Annotated in this window: 11 protein-coding genes and 2 pseudogenes; 6 read left to right on the forward strand and 7 right to left on the reverse strand. The window is 71.9% G+C overall.

The genetic code is table 11. The features are described from left to right. Nucleotides 1-211 precede the first annotated feature (211 nt). Entirely contained in the window at nt 212-1,198 is a 987-nt protein-coding gene (locus tag ACZ6BG_RS22100) for a RimK family alpha-L-glutamate ligase (protein WP_469003924.1), read from the forward strand. Between the two features lie 12 nt (nt 1,199-1,210). After that, a pseudogene (locus tag ACZ6BG_RS22105) lies at nt 1,211-1,537 on the forward strand (transcriptional regulator); the annotation flags it as partial. Between the two features lie 96 nt (nt 1,538-1,633). On the opposite strand, the gene ACZ6BG_RS22110 reads toward ACZ6BG_RS22105, so the two are convergent. Continuing rightward, on the reverse strand, nt 1,634-2,806 hold the full coding sequence (locus tag ACZ6BG_RS22110) for an epoxide hydrolase family protein (RefSeq protein ID WP_469003927.1): 1,173 nt from the start codon (nt 2,804-2,806) through the stop codon (nt 1,634-1,636). A 103-nt stretch (nt 2,807-2,909) separates the two neighbouring features. On the opposite strand from ACZ6BG_RS22110, the gene ACZ6BG_RS22115 reads away from it, so the two are divergent. Together ACZ6BG_RS22115 and ACZ6BG_RS22120 are read left to right on the forward strand one after the other, a co-directional pair. Beyond that, nucleotides 2,910-3,485: a CGNR zinc finger domain-containing protein gene (locus ACZ6BG_RS22115; protein WP_469003930.1), complete on the forward strand. Its 576-nt coding sequence runs from the start codon at nt 2,910-2,912 to the stop codon at nt 3,483-3,485. A gap of 432 nt (nt 3,486-3,917) precedes the next feature. Continuing rightward, nucleotides 3,918-4,487, forward strand: a complete 570-nt coding sequence (locus tag ACZ6BG_RS22120; protein WP_469003935.1) for a TetR/AcrR family transcriptional regulator — start codon at nt 3,918-3,920, stop codon at nt 4,485-4,487. A gap of 91 nt (nt 4,488-4,578) precedes the next feature. Here the strand turns inward: ACZ6BG_RS22120 and ACZ6BG_RS22125 are convergent, their stop codons facing one another. Both ACZ6BG_RS22125 and ACZ6BG_RS22130 read right to left on the reverse strand, forming a co-directional pair. Further along, nucleotides 4,579-5,241, reverse strand: coding sequence for a lysophospholipid acyltransferase family protein (locus ACZ6BG_RS22125; RefSeq protein WP_469003939.1), 663 nt, complete (start codon nt 5,239-5,241; stop codon nt 4,579-4,581). A gap of 704 nt (nt 5,242-5,945) precedes the next feature. Then, nucleotides 5,946-6,297, reverse strand: a pseudogene (locus ACZ6BG_RS22130) (IS5/IS1182 family transposase); the annotation flags it as partial. 37 nt (nt 6,298-6,334) lie between these two features. Here ACZ6BG_RS22130 and ACZ6BG_RS22135 point away from each other — a divergent pair. Next, nucleotides 6,335-6,880 carry a GrpB family protein gene (locus ACZ6BG_RS22135; RefSeq protein WP_469003941.1) on the forward strand — a complete coding sequence of 182 codons (546 nt, stop codon included), beginning with the start codon at nt 6,335-6,337 and terminating at the stop codon, nt 6,878-6,880. 90 nt (nt 6,881-6,970) lie between these two features. After that, a complete protein-coding gene (locus ACZ6BG_RS22140; protein WP_469003943.1) occupies nt 6,971-7,924 on the forward strand; it encodes a phosphotransferase family protein in 954 nt (317 codons plus the stop codon). Between the two features lie 91 nt (nt 7,925-8,015). On the opposite strand, the gene ACZ6BG_RS22145 is transcribed toward ACZ6BG_RS22140, so the two are convergent. Genes ACZ6BG_RS22145 through ACZ6BG_RS22160 form a run of 4 tightly spaced genes read right to left on the reverse strand, consistent with a single transcriptional unit; the run spans nt 8,016 to nt 19,396 of the window. Next, entirely contained in the window at nt 8,016-9,854 is a 1,839-nt protein-coding gene (locus ACZ6BG_RS22145; RefSeq protein WP_469003945.1) for a hypothetical protein, read from the reverse strand. Further along, nucleotides 9,847-15,057: a hypothetical protein gene (locus tag ACZ6BG_RS22150; protein ID WP_469003947.1), complete on the reverse strand. Its 5,211-nt coding sequence runs from the start codon at nt 15,055-15,057 to the stop codon at nt 9,847-9,849. Before ACZ6BG_RS22150 ends, ACZ6BG_RS22145 begins: the two co-directional genes overlap by 8 nt. Further along, on the reverse strand, nt 15,054-18,230 hold the full coding sequence (locus ACZ6BG_RS22155) for a DNA polymerase III subunit gamma/tau domain-containing protein (protein WP_469003949.1): 3,177 nt from the start codon (nt 18,228-18,230) through the stop codon (nt 15,054-15,056). The genes ACZ6BG_RS22150 and ACZ6BG_RS22155 overlap by 4 nt, the downstream gene beginning before the upstream one ends. Continuing rightward, nucleotides 18,227-19,396, reverse strand: a complete 1,170-nt coding sequence (locus tag ACZ6BG_RS22160; protein WP_469003952.1) for a Kelch repeat-containing protein — start codon at nt 19,394-19,396, stop codon at nt 18,227-18,229. Before ACZ6BG_RS22160 ends, ACZ6BG_RS22155 begins: the two co-directional genes overlap by 4 nt. Nucleotides 19,397-19,412: the final 16 nt, after the last annotated feature.

Here is a 19,412-nt window from a genome sequence, read left to right on the forward strand (position 1 = left end):
TGGGGAGGCACTGACAACGCCCTTTGACGTGCCGTCACCTGCGGTCATCCGGTCCGGAGCGGGGCGGACCGCACCGCCGAGGACGCACTGCCGGAGAGCGGCGCGGAAGGGCGCCGCCCTCTGCCCGTCGTGACGTCACGATCACGAAGCTGAGAGACTGGCTCCCTCGACGGCCCGCACGCGGTGGGCGGCAAAGTTGTGAGGAGCCAGAGTGGTCGCACCGCCCCGTGCCCTGTCGGCGATTTCGGAACCTGCCGATGTGTGGATCCTGGCGCGGCAGCGGCCAGCAGTGCTGCGCCGGTCCACTCGCGATCTGGCAGCGGCCCTGGCCGACGTGTACGGTCCCCGCTTCGCGGTCTGGCATACCGACGAACTGCTCTTCGGTGTCCAAGGCGGCCGGTTGGTGCTGCGCACTCTGGGGGGTGCGGACCTGCCCGCTCCTGAGGTGGTGTGCGTTCGCCAGGTGGCCAGCACCATGCACGACGACCGCGAGGTGACCCTGCTGCGGCACCTCGAACACATGGGCAGCACCCTCATCAACACAGCCGACGCCCAGCTCAAGGCCCGTAACAAGGTCCGGCAACTGCAAGCACTCGCCCTGGCCGGGCTGCCGGTGCCCGACACCATCTCCTACGCCACCGCCCCCTTGGAAGGCGTTGTGCGCAGCCCCCACCTGAGCACACCGTGCGTGGTGAAGTCCGTCAACGGCGCCAAGGGCGAACAGGTTTTTCTCGCCCCCGACCCGCACCTGCTCAGCACGGTGGCCGGCAGCCTCACACGGGAGGCGCCGTTTCTCTTCCAGGAGTACGTGTCCCCTTCGCACGGCCGCACCCTGCGCGTGATCGTGGTGGACGGCGAACCGGTGGACGCTGTCCTGCACACCTCCGGCAACGGCGCCCTCGCCGCGAACATCGCCAAGGGCGGCGCCGCCACGCGCTGCGCGGGCCGCTATCCGCAGGCGGAAGAGCTGGCGGCGCGCGCGGCCCGCGCCCTGGGCCTGGACATCGCCGGGGTGGACCTGTTGTTCGCCTCCGAGGACACCTTCACCATCTGTGAAGTGAATGCCGTCCCGGGCTGGCGTCCGGAGATGACCGCGGTCGTTCCCGCGCTGACAGCCTGCATCGCCCAGGCTCTCTCAACCCGACGCCAAGCGGCGCCACGGCGAACTGGAGAATCGCACCAGGGCCGTTTCACATAGAGGGGAATCCTCAGTCGGCAAGACCTGCAGCGCATCGAGAGGTCCTGCCACGCGGTGCGGCGACAGAACGTCGCCCGGTATCTCCTGCGGTGCCTGGCTGCGGAAGGCCGGGGCACGCGCGTCGAGATTCACCCGCTGAATCAGTCTCAGGTGCCCAGGCCGCGCCAGCGGGTCGTGGAGTTCCGGAGTTCGAATGTCCGTCAGAGGGAAGCGCTGGTACGGACCTGGACGGACACGGACGACGAGGCGCCGGATGACGCCTGGGTGGGAAAGATCGTGGACTTGGGAAGCCAGTGGGGCCGGTACGAGTACGTGACCAGTGTGGGATTCGCCGCCTGAGGCCACTCCGCCATCTCGATGGGCCCGGTCTGGAAGCCGTCGGGCAACGGCTTGAACCGGATCGGACGGTGATCGATCGCCGGTAGCCGGCCGCGTTCACCGACTGGCGGCCAGCACTGCCGCGAGGCCCTCTTGGAGATCTTTGACGAAATACTCGGGAACCTCCAGCGACGGGAAATGTCCCCCGTTCTCGGGCGACCTCCATCGGACGATCTGCCGGTACCGCTGCTGCGCCCAGGGGCGCGGGCACTTCTCGATGTCACGGGGATACATGCTGATCGCTGACGGGACATCGACCCGAAGTTCGGGATCGAGCGAGTTGTGACTTTCGTAGTAGATGCGGGCCGCCGACGCGCCGGTCCGCGTCAGCCAGTACAGGGTGACGTCGTCAAGAACCCTGTCCATGGAAATCCTCTCGAACGGGCTGTCTTCGGTGTCCGACCACTCGGCGAATTTGTCGAGGATCCAGGCAAGAAGCCCGACCGGTGAGTCGACGAGCGAATAGCCGATGGTCTGCGGCCGGGTCGCCTGCTGCTTCGCGTACGCCGCGCGGTGGCGCCAGAAATGGTGGGTCTCCTCGGTCCACTTGCGCTCGACCGGCGTCAGCCCGTCCGTCGTCAACCCGGGCGGCCCCTCCGCGAAGGTTGTGTGAATGCCGAGAACGTGCGCCGGGAACCTGCCGCCGAGAACTGTGGTGATATTGCCTCCCCAGTCGCCACCGTGGGCTGTGAACTTGTTGTAGCCGAGCCTTCCCATCAGTTCCACCCAGGCGGCCGCGATCTTTTCGGTTCCCCACCCGGTGACGGTCGGCTTGTCGCTGTAACCAAAACCTGGGAGCGACGGGACCACGACATGGAACGCCGGCGCTCCTGCGTCTTTCGGATCTGCCAGCTCGTCCACTACATCGATGAACTCGGCGATGCTGCCCGGCCACCCGTGCGTCAAGACCAGCGGAGTGGCGTCTGCGCGCGCGGATCGGCGGTGCAGGAAGTGGATTCCCAGACCGTCGATGGTCGTGCGGAACTGGCCGATCTCATGGAGGCGCTCTTCGAACGACCGCCAGTGGTAGCCGGTGCGCCAGTAGTCCACGACATCGACGAGGTCGGCGAGCGGAACGCCCTGCTCCCATCGGCGTGGGCCGGGCGCGGCGCGACGGACCGTCTCGGCCTCCGGCAGCCGCGCCGCGGCCAGCCGCGCGCGCAGATCGTCGAGTTCAGCGTCAGTCGCACGGGCTTCACATGCTTGTACATCGCTGGTGAGACGGGGCATGAGACCTCCTGACCCTCAGGGAACCGGCCACAGCCTGCTGTGAACCGTCTAAGACGGTTCTAGCAGTCCGCCGTGTCACGCTGCAACCGGCTAAGGTGGTTCCATGAGTGCTGGCTTCCCTGACTTCCGCCTCGGTACCGTGCTGGCGACCAGCTTCACGGGGACCCTGTCGGAGCGTCATGGCAACCCCGTGGAGCGCATTCCCGCGCCGCATCGACTCGTCGACTGGCTGGCAGTGAACGGCCTCGCCGTGGACTCCTGCACCACCGCCCAACTCGACCTCGCTCGGGAACTGAGGGAGTCGATCCACACCGCCGCGACAGCGGCCGCGCTCCAGGAAGCTCTCCCCGCGTCTGCCGTCGAAGTCATCAATGACCGCAGCGCTCAGGGGCGGGCCGCGGCGATCCTGACGCCCGAGGGGGCGCGGCGATGGCGGCTTGGCTCGGCTTCCTGCGTGGAAGACGCCCTCGGCGTGATCGCCGCCGACGCGATCAGCATCATCGCAGGCGAACGAGACGGAAAACTGGCCCTGTGCGCCTCACCGACCTGCCAAGCCGCCTTCTTCGACACCAGCCAAAGTCGCACCCGTAAATGGTGCGACATGAACACGTGCGGAAATCGTCAGAAGAAGGCGCGCTTCAACGCCAATCAGCGTAAGAAATCCAGCTCGGCGGAGTGATCGTTACCCTCGGCACATCCAAGTGAGCCCCATGCTGTCTTCGCCGCGCCTTGTCTGGCACACCGGGCCGACCTACGGTCTGGCTGAGGGGGTGCACGGCCTTCGACTCACGACGTACCGCAAGGCCTTGTCCTCCCTGTGCGGGCTGTAATCCCGCGCATTCCGCACAGGGAGGGCCTCCCGCATCAGGAACCACTTACTGCTCCTGACGCTCACGGTTGCCGCCGGGAGATCTTCCGGCGGCAACTGCAGACCACGCGGCAGAGCCACCACTGGCGGCTCTGTGACAACGTCCTTGTCCGAGTCGACAGTTCTCGGCAGTGTGCGCGTGAGCGAGACTGGACTGAAGGGAGTAAGACCGGTCTGTCTCTTACCGCATGCTTCACGTTGGCAGCGGCGAGTGTCGCCGTACAGCCCTATTCTGGACAGACGATGCAGGCAGAACTCCCGCCCCGTGAGCGGATCTTGAACGCGGCTTATGAGCTCTTCTCGCAGCGCGGCATCCGTGATGTCGGAGTGGAAGAGGTCGTGGCCCGCTCCGGGGTGGCGAAGGCCACGCTCTATCGGCACTTTCCGTCAAAGGACGCGCTGGTGCTCGCCTTCCTCGCCTGCCGGGAGCAGCGATGGACCCTCGGGACCGTCGAGGCCGGGGCCCGTGACCGCGGCCGCACCCCGGAGGAGCGGCTGCTCGCCGTCTTCGACGTGTTCGACGAGTGGTTCCGCCGAGACGACTTCGACGCCTGCTCGTTCATCAACGTTCTCCTGGAAATGCGCTGGAGCCACCCGCTGGGGCGGGCGAGCATCCAGTACCTGGAGAACATCCGGGCCATCGTGCGTTCCATGGCGGAGGAGGCGGGACTGCGTGACACGGACTCCTTCGCCCGCTCGTGGCACATCCTGATGAAAGGCTCGATCATCTCGGCGGCGGAGGGCGACGCCGAGGCGGCCCGCCGGGCTCAGGCGATGGCCCGCACCCTGATCGAGCAGCACCGCACATCGTAGGGCGCCCCGGCGGCGCAGCGTGTGGACGAGTGTGTCGCAGCCGAGCGCCTCGCGTGGATCGACGCGCCGTACCCGCTCAGCCTCTGGTCCGTCACGCGGCGAGCGCCGCTCGTTCCCCCAACTGCGCGGCCGCCGTGCGCCAGGCAGATGTCACCGCCGCGTGAGCTTGTTCCGTCGGCGCGGTGCCGTGCCCGGTCAGCTGGAGCGCACGCCCGACGTGTACGTGGAGCCCGGGTCGGCGCAAAGGCGCCGTGAGCAGGCCTGTGAGCTGCTTGGACACGCTGCCCGATGTGATCCGGCGAGCGCCGGCCTGCCCCACGGGCACCACCGGAGCCCCCGTTCGCCGCGCGAGCCGGGCCAAGCCGCTGCGGAAGGTGCCGGGTGCTGCTTCCGCGGCGTCCAAGCGATGGGGGAGGCCACCTTCGGCGTAGATCAACACCAGGTGGCCTCGCTGAAGGGCCTCGGCGGCGTCGGCCAGGGCGTTCGCCGCGCGTCGGTCCCGGCGGTGGACGGGGATGTGGCCCCCGCGGGCGAGCGCGTGGCCGAGCACGGGGACGCGCCACAGCCCGGCTGCCGCCATGACGACCGGCCGGGCCCCGAGGCGGTGGAGTGCGGCGAGTACGAGGAGAGGGTCGGCCAGTGAGGTGTGATTGGCGGCGACGATACTGCCGGGGGCGAGTTCGGCGCCCGCGTCGGCGGTGATCGTGAGGCGGCCGACGGCGGGCGCCAGGACGTCGGCGAGGCGGCTGAGCATGTTCGGTCTCCCGGGCTCGACAATGTGGATCTTCATCGTCGGCCGTCGGTGGCTGCCCGGGCGTGAGTAGGCGCACTCATCTTCTCGCCGCCCCGTACCCAGAAGCGGGCCGTCGGCCGGGGCGCCGGTGAGGATGACGACGGCCGGCCCGGGGCGAGCAGGCCGCGGTCGTGCTGGTCCAGGACCCCGGCGACGCCGGCCGCCGATGCCGGCTCCACGGGCACGCCGTCCGGGTGGACCAGGAGCCGACAGGCATCGAAGGTCTGCCCGCGTCATTGGAAGAGGTCGTCCACCGGCCCGGCCATCGTGGACGACGCCGCTGTCGGGTCGCGGTCGTCGTCCCGGCCCCTTCCGCGATCATCCGGGAACATCAACCGCGCGCTGGCGACTACCAGTCCCAGCCCGCTCATGCCCAGCACGAAACGGACCCACCACATCCCGCCCGTCCACTCCTGGGGAGACCCGGCTACGGTCCAAAAGCCCAGGGACGCACCCGAGAGCAGAACAATGACCGCGCAGACGCGGCGCAGAATGATCTTCATAGGTTCATGATCCCAACAGGTGCGGCGTCGGCGGCACCCAGCCCGGTCGAATCCCGCGACACTCGCGAATTCCAGGGACCTGAGCACCTTAGGGCTGTCCCGTAAGTGAACGCTGAGCTTCCCAGGGAGCCGTCGGCCGTCTTGCGGGCCGCTCGTCTGTCCGGCGATCGCGAGTGTTCTGCCCATGGCGGCTTTGGCGCCGGATTCCTCCCATGCCTTGCAGTCGTTGCGGTTGCCGGGCAGGGGCTGGCCCACCACGACGACCAGGCGGGTGTCGGCGTCGATCACGACCTGGTGGTCGGTCGAGTCCCGGTAGTTCTTGGACTGCTCCGACCACCGCGTGGTCCCGGGCCGGGACCAGGGTGCCGTCCACGATGGGCACGGTGTCCTTGGCGTACCGCTCGCGGGGGTGGAGCGCGAGCATCGGCCCGAGGTGGTCGATGACGCGGTCCGCCGCCGACTTGGACACCTCGAAGAGCGGGGCGAGCTGGCGCATAGTCAGGTTCGGCTCCCAGGTCACGGCTGCAACAAGCCGTGGAACACTCCTCGGTATGGGAGAGCCAGTCGAGATCATGCGTTACGACCCCGCTTGGCCAACCATGTTCGCCAAGTGGGGCGTGGGCCTCCGTGCAGCCCTCGATGACGCCGCGGTTCGTATCGACCACATAGGGTCCACCTCGGTGCCAGGGCTGGCAGCCAAGCCGGTGATCGACATCCAGATCTCAGTGACCTCGCTGGAGCCGACGGACGCGTTCCTGGGCCCGCTCACCGGCATGGGCTTCGTGTACCGGGCGGACAACCCCGAACGGACCAAGCGGTACTTCCGGGAACCGCCAGGTCAGCACCGCACACACGTGCACGTGCGACAGCTGGGCACCTTCTCCCAGCAGTTCCCCCTCCTGTTTCGCGACTACCTCCGTTGCCACACGTCTGCCGCGACCGAGTACGCAGCAGCCAAACGGCGCTGCGCGGCCCAGTTCCGTAACGACCGGCCCGGGTACGTCCAAGCGAAAGATGCCTTCGTGTGGGACACCATCCGACGCGCTGACGCATGGGCCCAGCGCACCGGTTGGATCCCCGGTCCCAGTGACGCCTGAACTTCCCCTCCAGTCCACAGCTGGAGCCAAGATCGGCGGAATTGCGGGACAACCCCGAGAGGTCGGTACGGCTGCTGGTCTAATACGAGGATGGAGAACAGCCCGAGCGCGGAAGCCCCGCTCTCCGACCCATGGCTCGCGCACTTCGCCGACCGCGGGCACACGGGGGTCCGCCGCCTCGGCGCCGGTGTCGAAGGCGTCGTCTACAGGCTGAGGGAGGGTCTGGCCGCCAAGGTCTGGAGCGGTCGGCCGCCAGCCGGCTTCGACCTCACCCGCCAGGTGTACGCGGACATCGCGCGGCACCCGCTGCCGTTCTCCACCCCGGAGATCTTCGACGTCGAGAACCACGAGGGCGTCCTGGTGACGTACGAGCGCGAACTGCCCGGAGCCTCGATGCGGGTCGACTCCGCACACGCGGACTACGAGCGCGAACTGCCCACCCAGCAGAGCGACGCGCTGCTTGCCGTACTGCGTGGCCTGGCCTCCGTGCCCGGCACCGACTCCATGCGCCAGTTGACTGTCCAGGGCGACGACCGCCCGCTGTGGCGGGATCACGACAGCTTCCGCGACGCCCTCGCGGCCCTGGTCACCCGGGCCGCGGCCCGGCACGGTGACGCCCTGGCCGCCCACGTGCCGGACTTCGACGCGGGAGTCGCACGCACACGCAAGGCACTGCGCGCACTCCCCGACGCCCCGGTGACAGCGATCCACGGCGACCTCGTCCCGCCCAACATCCACATCGACGCGGCAGGCAGGCCCGTCGCGGTGCTCGACTTCGGCTTCTACACGACCGCGGGCGACCCGGCCTTCGAGGCCGCCGTCACCGCTGCCGTCTGGGACATGTACGGCCCCCACGCCGAGGAGCACACAGCGGAACTGACCATGCTCTTCGCCCACGAACTCGGGTACGCGCCCGCGACCCTCACCGCCTACCAGGCCGCATACGCCCTCACCACCTACGACCTCTTCGGCCTGGACGACAGCGACGGGCACTTCCGGTGGTGCGCAGAACAGCTGCGTCGCAACGCCGTGTTCAGCGCCTAGGGCGGGTGCCCGCCACCCCTGCTCGCACCCACGAGCACGTCCGTTGCCCCAGCCCGGCCGAGGGCGAGGAGGGCACGCTGCTCGCCTGCGCCTACGAGCTGGAGGGCTGACTGATCGTTTCAGAATGAGATCGCTCAACTGAGGAGTCCGTGGTCAGCAGGTCGAAGCCGAGGCCGCTGGAGCGTTCGCCGTGGCCGGTGGCGCGCTGCGCGGCGAGCCAGACGATGACCCGCCCGTCCCGCCACCGGGCGCGGTGGAAGGAGACGGTGACACGGGTGCCGGTGCGCGGGACCTCCTCCTCGTTCACGAAGTAGGGCCGTCCCGCGTCAAGCCCTTCACGCAGCAGGGTGGTACGCGGCCGGATCGCGGTGCCGTCGGCGGCGCTGGGCATGGCGGCGCGCTGGAGCTGGACGCTGCGGCTGTCGCCCGGCACATGGACCGGGATGAAGGGAATCCAGTTCTCCGGGACCGAGCCGGAGATCCGGTACGCGAGGGGTGCGCGCGGATCGTCCGGCGGCTCGGGAGGGTGCAGTCGCAGCCGGTGGGCGAGCGTCTCGGCGGCGGCCTCGTCGGCGTTGCGGCCCGCGCTGTCGGCCAGTTGGACGGTCTGCTCGATGCCCCAGACGAGGTTGGCGTTCTCGTCGCGTACGAGCGCCACGTCCTCAAGGGCGGGTCCGGTGGCGGTCTTCGGCGTGCCGGGCGGGAGGAGCAGCCCCGTCCCACCGTCGGCGCCGAGGGTGAACATCGACCACTGCTGCCAGTCCTGGCGTTCGCCGACGCCGGCCGGGGTGATCCACCGGCGCTCCCCGAAGACGTCCGTCACCGCCAGACCCTCGACCGTGGCCAGCGTCCCGGCGGGCACGTCGCAGGGCAGCTGGAACCAGTCGTTGCTGAAGACCAGGGCGAACTCGAGGAAAATCAGCCGGGCCAGGTCGGTGCTGTCCGGGTTGACGGCGGCGAAGTTGGTCCGTCCGTCCTCCAGCGCCCACCAGCGCGGCAGCGGCATGCCGGAGAACCGGACCGGCGCGGGGAAGACGGTGCGCGGGGTAGGGGTCGGCTGAGGGTCCGCGCCGCCGAGCGAGCCCCCGGGGGTGGCGGAGAAGGCGTACCAGTCGAGCCCGCCGCCGGGGTACTCGGCCGCCTCGAGGACCCGTTCGCCGCCCTCCGGCGCGGCGGCGGAGACGGCGAAGGAGTGCTCCAGGGCGCGCGGCTGCCAAGTGGTGTGCGCCTCGTCGGGCTGGTCGATCAGCGCGTCGAACCAGGCGGTGAGGCGCGGGCCGAGGGCGTCGAGGGACGCGCGGTGCGGGCGGGGGAGGTCGATGCCTTCGGAAGCGCGTCCGCCGTCCTTGAGATGCCGGTAGAGGAGATGGCCGTCCATGCGGCGCCCCGCGAGCGCCTGCAGGGTGGCCCACACCTCAGGGTGCGCGACTGTCCCGGTGTCGGCCTCGTCGGCCGGGTCGGGAAGCGGGACCGGGTAGCGCTCGATGTACTGCCGGGGGACCTGGTGCGCACGGAAGACGGAAGTGCCGGTGACCAGCTTCAGCCAGCGGCGGCCGAGGGCGAGCCGGAGGTCGTAGGAGATGCGTTCGGCGCCGAAGGCGAAGGGCAGCGGGCGGCGTTCGGCGACCGTCTCCAGCGGCCGGTCCCCGGGCAGTGGTTCGGGCGGCCGGCCCGCCGGGCGGAACCGGCTGGGCGTGCTGGTGGTGACGGCGTACCTGGCGGTCACGGGCGAGCCCGCGTCGTCGCCCCGGAACTCGCCGAGCTGCCACTGCCGGGTCAGCATCCACAGCGCGTCGCGTACTTCGGCGCGCAGCGCACGCGCGAAGTCGGTGGTGCGAGGCCGCCCTTCTAGCCGGTTCCAGACCCCTACGGCGGGGTGCGTACGGTCCCTCAGCGCGCCGGCGAGGTCCGCGATGCGTGGCTCAGTCATGATCGGCCTTCCAGCGCGCGTTGGCGGTCGCGAGATCGGTGCTGATGGTGATGGGTTGCGTGGTCGCCGACATGAGAGTGGCGGGCAGCAGGTGTGCGTACGCGCTGTCTTCGAGGTGCGCGGGCTCCACGGCTCGGCTCCGGGCCAGGTCGAGTGTCTCGTGGAGCGCCGCGACCAGGTCGGAGGTGTCCCAGGTCCCGGTCCGCACCGGCGGGCTGACCAGCAGCATGGCCTGGGGCGGCTCTGAGTCGGGCCGGTCCATGTCGGCGGTGATCCCGGTGGTCTCCCGCTCGGCGGGGACGACCTCGGTCCACTCGTCGAGCAGTAGTCCGCAGTGGGGCGCGTCGTCGTCGGCGCCGCGCGCGTAGTGCGCCGTGAACAGCAGCCGGTCCTCGGTGAGCGCGGTGCCGGGGGCGAACTCCATGCCGAGCCAGCGGTCGTTCGTACGGTACGGAAGCTGGAGGGGAACGAGTCCGGGCTCCTCGGCGTCGGCGTCCTCGTCCCGCAGTGCGCCGCTGAGCAGCACGGTCCGCTCCCACAGCCGGGGCATGTCGCGGACCCGGGCGAGCCCGTGGATCCAGTCGTCGAGCGGGAAGTCCCGGCTGAACGGCGGCTGGGTGAGGTGCCGGACGAGCCGGTCGCCGTCGTCCCGGGCCTTGCGCAGTTCGGTGACGAGCGCGGCGGGCGGCGTGAACTCGGGGACGATCAGGGCCTCGGGCCCGAGCATCGCCCGGAGCGTCTCGATGCCCGCGGCGACCCGGTCGGGCCCGGTCACCGCCTGGTCGTACTCCGCGAGTCCGGCGTCGGCCGCGGCAAGCCGTGCCGCGACATCGGCGCCCAGCGCGCGGGCCCGGTCGAGCAGTTCGCGGCCGAAGGCGACGGCCCGGTCCTCGACGGCCGTCAGGTCGAGCCCTGCCGGATCGATGTCGGTGAGCGGGAGCAACTCGGAGACCTGGGCGAGCAGCCCACTGAGGGTGTCCCGGTCGGTGTGCGCCTGCTCGTCCAGATCGCGGAGGCGACGGTGGAACGAGCGGCGGCTGTTGCCGACGAGGGTGCGCAGCCGTGCGGGCCGGTCGGGGCGGGGGTCGGTCGGGGTGGTGGTGAGGAGGCGCTCGGCCCGCTGGAGGATGCGGAAGCGTTCGCCGTCCGGCGTGGCGGGCGGCAATACGTCGTACTGCGCGAGGAGCGTGTCGGCCTCGGCCAGCGCCCGGGTCATCCGGGCCGCTGAGGTGGCGACGGCGGCGAGTACGTCGGCGTAGGCACCCCTGCGCCACTGGGCGAGTTCGCCCCAGCCGCTGCGCACCATCCCGAACCCGGCCGCGGTGGTGACGAGTCCGGCGTACCGGTTGAGGAATCCGTCGATGGCGTCGAGCACTGCGGCTCGGGACGGCGGCGCGGGTGGGGCGGGGTAGAGCGGCGCGAGGTCGTGGACGTAGTCGGCAACCTCTTCGCCGAGTTCGGCGAGGGAGGCGCGGACGGCCGCGGGACGGGCGCGAGGCAGGGACACCGCGTCGTCGGCGGCGCGGTCGACGGGCGCGGCGCCCGCCGCGGGCACCAGGTCGCTGGTGCGCAGTGGCCGTGCGCTGGTCAGCAGGGTGCGCAACGCGGAGATGAGCGACGACAGTTCGAAGAAGGTGATCTTGTCGGGGACCCGTTCGGTGTGGCGGATGGTCAGTACGGCATCGGGTCGCGGACGGCCCCGGTCGATCACGGCGCCGATGATCCGGTCCTCCAGGTCGGTCATCGCCTCCGCGCCCGCGGAACGGACCGTCCACAGCAGGTCGATCGGCGCGAGTCCGAGGTCGTCCAGGGCGACGTCGCGGCTTTCGGGCCGGCCGTTCTCCGGGTCGGTCCAGGTGACGTGTGCGACGACGTCGTCGGCGTCGGGCAGCAGTCCCTCCAACCAGTCGTCGAGGGCCGGTTCGGCCTGCGCCCTGGGGGTCGCCCGGCTGTCCGGGCGCAGTCCAGGGCGCAGCCGCAGTCCCAGGCGGTGAGTGAGGGTGGTGCCGCCGCGCGGGGTCTCGACCACGGAGGGCTCGGGCGGGAAGCCCGCCTTGGCGTAGGCGTCGAGGGTCGCCGAGGCGCGCTCGGTGTTCCCGGCCAGCGCCTGGTGGGTGCTCTCGGCGACGGCGAGGTCGGCGAGCGCGTCGTGCACGTCGAGGAGGGCACGGACCTCGCTGGTGAGCGCCGCGGCCTCGCCCGAGGAGGCGGGCGGCAGCACGTCGTCGAGCCCGAACGGGTAGCTGTCCGGGACCTCGGTACGGGTCACGTGCCGGACGAGGGCGAGGCCGTCCACGACGTTGCGGGCCTCGACCTGCTCGATGGGGGGCTGCTGGGACGGGTCGGGCGCGGTCTGCGGAATCTTCCCGGCGCGCAGCGGGAACCGTTCGCGCAGCGCCGTGATGAAGCGGTCGACCTCCGCCTCCTCGTGCCGGTCGTGCAGGCCGCGCTCGAGGCGGTGGCCGAGCAGCGCGCCCAGGGACTGGCCCTGGCGCAGTCCGTCGAGGAGGCCGAGCGCGATCCGTACGCGCGCGGAGCTCAGGTTGACGGCGAAGGTACCGGGGTCGGCGGGGCTCGAGTTGGCGGTGTACCCGGCGCGCAGGACGGCGGCGGTCCTGGCATGGCCGGGGGAGGGCGCGTGGACGAACCCCGCGTTCTCGGGGTCGTGCAGAAGCGGCGTGGAGCCGCGGAAGATCTCGCCGAGCTCGCCGGTCGGCTGGACCGGCGTGAGGTGGGTGGTCCGGGGGTGGAGGTCCTCGAGCCAGCCGTACGCGCCGAGATGCAGGCCGGGGTGCGCTTCGGTGTCGCCGTTCGTGCCGAAGCGCAGTTCCTCGAGGCGCGCGGTGGCCAGGCCGAGGCGCCAGGCGTCGAGCCGATAGGTGGCGAGGTCGAGGTGTTCGGCAAGGAGCCGCTCAAGTCGCGCGGTGGGCAGGTCGGCGAGGATGCCGAGGGCCTTGATCTGTTCGGCGAGTTCGGCGGTGGCGGGCGTCTTGCCGATCACGCCGGGAACGAAGTCGGCCAGGAGCTGGTCCGGGTTCCCGGTCACGGCGGGTTCCGGCGAGTACAGCCGCCGGAACCGGCTCTCGCTCGGCAGCGACTGGCCGGATGCCGGTATCCGGATGTGCACGAAGGGCGGGTCGGCGACGAGTTCGTCGGGGGTGGCCACGCCGGCGGTGACGGCGAGATCGCGGGCCGCGTCGGCCCAGCCGAGCAGGACCGCGTGCCGCAGCAACAGGTACAGCAGCGCGGCGGGCGGCCGTTCGTCGGTGAAGCCGATTTCGAGGCGGACCGCGTCGAGGTCGTGGGCCGCCTTGTCGGCGAGCCACTGAAGGTAGTTGCGGTCGTCGGTGGTACAGGCGCGCACCGGGTCGGTCTCCGACAGCGGGCGATCGTCGACCAGCGGTGCCAGCAGAGGCTGCTGGAAGTCGACGAACAGCTTGCGCAGCAGGTCCGGGTCGTGTGCGGGGCTGCCGTTGTGGTGTCCGAGCCTGGTCAGGAGCGCGCGCAGCGGCCCGGGCTGGTTCAGGCGGTCGAGTGCGGGCAGGACGGTCGCGCCCCGGCCGCCGAGGTTCTCCCGGTTGAAGACGTCCTCGACGCTCTGCGCGTACCGCTGGTGGAACTCGGCTGAGGTGGGGTGCAGGGCGAGGATGTCCAGGAGGCGCTGGTGGGGGTCGTCGGTGTCGGCGCCGAGATGAGGGACCTCGGCGGCGGCGTCCAGCCAGTCCTGCGCGGCCGCCGTGAGCAGACGGTCCAGACCGCGCAGGTGAACGGCCGAGTCGGGCCACTTGAGGCGGGAGAACGCGGTGGTGACCAGAATGCCGTACGGCTGGCTGCCGATCCGTACGGCCGGAACCGGGCCGCGCCCCGAGACGTAGCGGAGGAAGAAGTCCCTGGTCCGGCGGACGGCCTCCCGGTCCAGTACCGGGTGGAGTGCTGTCTGGAGGTAGGAGCCCCAAGTGACGGGCCACAGTGCGGTGTTGGCGGCGCGGGCCTCGCGCTGGTCGGTGCCGTCGGCGTGCGGCATGCCGTCCAGGACGGAGGGCGGGAGTCCGAGGAGCTCGGCGAAGCGCAGGCCGTCGGTCTTGGTGGTCCAGTCGGCGGGCGCCGCGGGCCGTGCGGTCGCGGGGCGAAGCGCCGACTCCGCTTCAGCGTCCTCGCTCTGTCCCGCGGGCAGCCGCTCGGTGTTGTTCGTCGGGGTGCCCTGCGGCAGCAGGGCGTAGCCGTCGGGGCCGCGCAACTGCTGCGTGATCAGGCCGGCGAGCTGCTGCGCGGACGCGACCGGGTCGGGCCGGTCGCGCAGCCCCAACACGAGCAGCCGGTCGAGCCCGCCGCGCGTACGGTCCTCCAGCGGAACCCGCAGCCCCATGCCCGACTGGACCGCGCGGTCGAAGTCGGTCAGCCAGCGCAACTCGTCCGGGACGTGCAGGTCCCCGGTGACCGGGTCGACGGAGAGCTGGTCGGCGGCGGCGGGGTCGGGGCTCACCGGGAGCGTCTCCGGTACGGGAGCTCCGGTCGCGGAGAGGACCTGGGTCCCGCCGACGTAGCCGAGGATCTGAAAGCGGTCGGGCAGCAGCCGGGCGCGGGCCGCACGGGTCCAGGACTCGGCTTCGGTGGTCCCGGCGGCGGGCGGCGGCAGCACCAGGAACGCCACCTGCACGGCGTCGCCGGTGCTGACGGGCGCCGCCTCGATGCCCGAGGGGCGGCGGGCCCGGATGGCGGCGGCGCGAGTGGCGCCGACGGCGGCCAGCAGCGCGGCGTCGGCCTGGCGCAGCGCGCGCCGGTCGCCGTGCCCGCGCCAGACGGCGGTCCAGTAGGTCACCGTCGGCTGCACGTCGACCGTGGACACCGGCTGCGGGCTGAGGACGACGAGCACCGTCGTGCCGGCGGGGACAGCGGCCGGTTCCTGGGCGAGGTTGGCGGGGACGCGCAGGCCGAGGAGCCAGGCGGCGCGTCCGGGGGCGATCCGCGCGGACAGCTCCAGGTCGGCGGCGCGCAGCGCCGCCGGGTCGCGCGCGGCGGCCCAGCGCGCGGTCCAGTACGCGTCGAGGGCGGCGATCTCGGCCGCAGTGGGCCGGGGTTCGAACTTGTCGACGGCCCACTCGTCGGGGAACACCCGGATCAGGAGTTCGTCCTCGGTGAAGCGGGTCTCGACCCGGACCGGGCCGAGGAGCACGGGAAAGTCGTCACTGAGCTGAGTCTTCATGCCAGCATTTCCTGAGCGTGGACGGCGACCAGGACCGGGACCTGGAAGAGGATGTAGGCAAGGTCGGCGGAGCTGAGTCCCGCGTGCCAGAGCGGCAGGTTCTCGTCCTCCGCGCGCTGGTCGCGCTTCTCCTGGTCGTCCTCCGAGCCGTCGAAGCCGGTCAGGGCCACGGACACCTGGGGATCGAGTTCGAGGAAGCCGCGTCCGCGCGGATCCACGTCCGTCCACGACAGGTCGTTCCACACCTCGACCGGGGTGGGTGCCGCGTCGTCGACTCCGAACCTCGGGTCGCCCGGGCGCTCCTTGAGGACGAAGAACCAGCCCGCGTCGGCCGGTGGGTCGCCGCGCGCCTCGTCGGCGTCCAGGTCGAATCCGAGGAGCGTGATGTCCGGCTCGACCTTCGCCTCGTACAGCGGCAGCCGGATGACGGAGGCCGGCGGGCGGTCCTCGTCCGGCGGATCCACGAGCACCCGTTCCTGGCCGAGGTCGGGCAGGCCGTCCGCACCGGGCGGCCACTGGGCACGCTGCGCGTAGACGGCGGCTGTCGGGTACCGCTTGAGCAGTTCGCCCCGGACGACGAGGACCAGGTCCTCCTTGCGGGGGCCGCCGCCGGGGCGCGGGTTGGTGTTCCGGCCGAGCTGCCCGGTGACCGGCCAGCTGTGGACCGGCGGAATGTCGTAGCACCGTTCGCGCCGCTGCTCGGGGGTCTCGCCCGGGCGGAGCTGCGCGCCGCGCGGGTCCCAGAACTGCCGGAACGGGGTGCCGCGCTGGTCGGTGGGGTACTCCCGCCAGAGCAGCTCACGGGCCATCTCGTGGTTGAGCCCTGCCAGATAGGACTCGATGAACTCGCGGTTGTCGGCGAGCAGCGTGAGGGAGTTCTGCGGAAGCAGGCCGATGTTGGGAAGGAAGGCGTCGACGGACTGGTCGAGGAGCGCCTGGTAGGTGGGCAGGTCGAACACCGGGTAGGCCATTGCCTCGATGAAGTTGTCGGCGAAGGGGCGCAGCCGCTCGGGCAGCCCGACCGAGCCGAGGAGCGTCTTGGGCACCGTGGTGTCCGCGCGGAGACCGGTCAGTACCGAGCTGATGGTGACGGCCACGTCGAGCCGTCCGCGTGCGCCGGCCCTGCCCACCGAGGTGGCCGCGGACCAGCCCTGGTACAGCTCGCGCAGCGCGCTCTTGAAGCGCAGCGCCTCGGGGCTGTCGGTGGCACCGGGACGCGGTGCCACCGGGTCGCCCAGCTCGCGCAGCGTGAAGTCGGGGCTGCGCGGCAGACTGTCGACCGGGTCCTGCTGGGGTCCTGGGTGGAGTTCACCGGCGAGCCGCTCGGCGGTGACGAGACCCGCCGGGGTGGTCTTCGGCGCCGCGGCGGTGACCGCACCGGACGAGGCGTCCATGCGCGGCACAAGCGCGTCGGGCGGCCGCTCCGCGGTGAAGGGCAGCGTCCGCATCAGCCGGGATCCGGGCCGGGTGAGCCGCCGCATCGGCGCGGAGAGCGGCGCGCCCGCGACCTGGCTGGCCGCCACGTGGAACCCGATCGCGACCTTCTCCGCCTGCCCGTCGCGCGCGGCGGCCCCCGGTACGGCGGCCGTCACCCGCGCGTGCGCGGGCGCGGTCAGCCGGAGCGAACGTCCCGACGAGACGGCGGTCGCCGCCGCCCCGTCGCCCTCCGGTGGGTCGAGGTGTTTGGTCTGCAGTACGTGCCCCACCTCGCGGGCCAGTTGCGCCGCGCGGATCCTGGCGTTGGCGGCCAGGACGTCGCCGACCTGGGCCCAGGCGGCGGCCATCAGCTCCTCCTGGCGGGCCTGGACGACTTGGGCACCGAAGTGCGCGGCCACCCGGAAGCGCGGATCGAGGTTGAGCCGGTGGACCCAGTTCCGGTTCTCCGGCGCGGGGACGGGGGTGCCGTCCTGGCGGGTCAGCACCCGGGAGGTGAGCGCGTGCCACCGGCCGTACAGCTCAGGGGTGAGGACGGGGTCGGCGTCCGCGGCGAGGGGCGGCGGCGCGTCGAGCGCGGCGTGTGCCTCGGCCGGTGCGGTGCGCTGGTAGTCGTCGGCCAGGTTGACCAGCGCGGCCAGGGCCTGCTGGAAGGGGTGCGGATAGGGCGCCGCGGGCGGTGGCCGGTCGTGGAAGTTGTCCCAGTTCTCCGCCTCGTCCGGCTCGGTGCCCGGCGGCTGCGGCACCTTGAGGGCGCCGCCGAGCGGCAGTGTCCCGCCGAGGGCGGCCGGTGTGTCGATGCCCGGGAGACCGAGCCCCGGCGAGCGGTGGACATCGATGGCCCTGCGCCCGACGCGGGCGTCGGGCGTCTGCGGGCGCAGCAGCCGTACGAGGGACTCGAAGTCGCCGGAGCTGCCTGTGGTGAACGCCCACCGGTGGTAGTACGGCAGGTGCCCCGGTGCCGGTCGGCCTGGATAGGGCGGGCCCCAGCTCAGGTACAGCGCGCCGGGAGAGCCCGCCGGTTCGAGGCCGAGCCCGGCCAGGCGCCCGGTCTCGAACGCCGGTAGCAGGAACGCTTCGTACGCCGTGTCCGGGCGCAGACGGCGCGGGCACAGCAGCCGTGAACAGGCGTTGTCGGCGTTGGTGCGCAGGACCTCGCCGAGTGCGGCAAGGGCGGGTCCCGTGCTGTCCGAAGCGACCGGTTCCGTCAGCGAACCGTTGACGTGCACGTGCGCCCAGGCGCCGAGCTGGTCGGGCCTGGGCAGGGTGGCCTCGGGGCCGCGTACGGCGATCACTGGCAGGGGCCCGCCGCCCTGCGGGATCTCGGTGAACTCCGGTGCCGCGCCGTCCGGTCCGGGCCCGGTGGCGAGGACGACGAGGGCGAGCCAGGGGGTCAGGCGCTTGGTGGCGTCGTCGGGCGGGGCCGGGCTGTAGCGCCAAGGGAAGTCCTCGTCGCAGAACTCGATGTGGGCGAGGTGGTTCGGCTCATGATTGGTGGTGCCGGGCCTTGGTTCCGTACGCGAGACGGCGCGGGCGTCGACGCCGGTCACATCGCCCGGCCCGTACAACTGGACGGTGCGCTCGATGTCCTGGACCAGGGGGCCGCCGGCGAGCGGCTCGCCGGAGATCCGCAGCCGGACCGGGAGACCCGCGCGGGCCGCCGTGCCCGGGTCGCCGGTGATCCGGGTGGCGATCCCGGCGCGCAGCCAGGGCAGGAAGGAGTAGGCGTTCGGGCTCACGAGACGCCTCCGGCCGCGAAGATCTCGGTGCGCACGCTCAGTTCGGGGACCGCGGGGTCGGCGGCGGCCGTCCCGGAGCGAGCCGTGCCCCCGGTCACGAGGACCTTCCCGCCGGGCAGCGGAGCGGCGGCGAAGGCCCAGCGCCCCGTGGCCAGTCCGGCTGCCGGGGTCCAGGTGTCGGTGGCGGAGTCGTAGAGGACGGCGCTGCGGTATCCGGCCTCGTCCTTGTCGTCGGCGGCGCCGCCGACGACAAGGACCGCGCCCGGTCCGAACGGCAGCGCGCGGTGCAACGCCCGCCCGGACGGCATGTCCGCGGCCGGCTGCCAGGTCCCCGAGGCCAGGTCGTACATCTCGGCGGTGCGCTGGCTGAACGGGTCGAACGGGCCGCCGCCCGGCGCTCCGGGCGCCGTGCCGCCGGTGACCAGGACCTTCGTCGCGGAGAGCGGCGTGGCCTGATGGTGGCTGCGGGCCGCGCGCAGACTCCCGGTCGGTGCCCACTTCCTCGCGGCGGTGTCGTACAGCTCGCAGAAGGCGAGCGCGGGGTCCGCCGCGGTGCCGACCGGCGCCGTGCCTCCGCAGACCAGCACGGCTCCGCCGGTCAGCGGGACGGCGGTGTGTCCGGTGCGGGCTTCGGTCATGTCGCCCGCGGCGGACCAGGTTCCGGTGGCGGGGTCGTACACCTCGGCCGTGCGCAGGGCTTTGGTGGTCTGCGCGGAGCGGAGGGTGGTGCCCCCGGCGACGAGCACCTTGCCGTCGGCGAGCAGAGCCGCGCTGTGACCCGCGCGGGGGCCCGCCATCGCGCCACTGGCGGTCCAGGCACGGGTCACCGGGTCGTACAGCTCGGTCGTCGCGAGCGCGGGCGCACCCGGCGCCGAGCCGCTGGTGCCGCCGGTGGCGAGGACCTTGCCGTCGGCGAGCAGGGTCAGCGTGTGCAGTCGGCGAGGGGTGTTGAGGGCGCCGACGGCGAGCCAGGTTCCGGCGACGGCGTCGTACACGGCGGTGTGGTTGACGGCGGCGGAGGCGCTGTCGGCACCTCCCGCGACGAGCACGGCGTTCTTGGCGGTGAGGAGTACGGCGCCGTCGTGCTGCCCGTACCAGGTGGCGGCCGTGGGCAGGTCGGGCGCGGACGCCCACGACCCGGTGGCCCGGACGGTGATGGTGGTCATGGCGTGAACTCCCTCG

The organism is Streptomyces sp. NPDC041205 (assembly GCF_055591765.1).

Coding starts and splice junctions, on each gene's coding strand:
- ACZ6BG_RS22135 (WP_469003941.1), top strand. CDS start 6,335: ATGGGAGAGCCAGTCGAGATCATGCGTTACGACCCCGCTTGGCCAACC.
- ACZ6BG_RS22120 (WP_469003935.1), top strand. CDS start 3,918: ATGCAGGCAGAACTCCCGCCCCGTGAGCGGATCTTGAACGCGGCTTAT.
- ACZ6BG_RS22140 (WP_469003943.1), top strand. CDS start 6,971: ATGGAGAACAGCCCGAGCGCGGAAGCCCCGCTCTCCGACCCATGGCTC.
- ACZ6BG_RS22150 (WP_469003947.1), bottom strand. CDS start 15,057: ATGAAGACTCAGCTCAGTGACGACTTTCCCGTGCTCCTCGGCCCGGTC.
- ACZ6BG_RS22145 (WP_469003945.1), bottom strand. CDS start 9,854: ATGACTGAGCCACGCATCGCGGACCTCGCCGGCGCGCTGAGGGACCGT.
- ACZ6BG_RS22115 (WP_469003930.1), top strand. CDS start 2,910: ATGAGTGCTGGCTTCCCTGACTTCCGCCTCGGTACCGTGCTGGCGACC.
- ACZ6BG_RS22125 (WP_469003939.1), bottom strand. CDS start 5,241: ATGCTCAGCCGCCTCGCCGACGTCCTGGCGCCCGCCGTCGGCCGCCTC.
- ACZ6BG_RS22160 (WP_469003952.1), bottom strand. CDS start 19,396: ATGACCACCATCACCGTCCGGGCCACCGGGTCGTGGGCGTCCGCGCCC.
- ACZ6BG_RS22110 (WP_469003927.1), bottom strand. CDS start 2,806: ATGCCCCGTCTCACCAGCGATGTACAAGCATGTGAAGCCCGTGCGACT.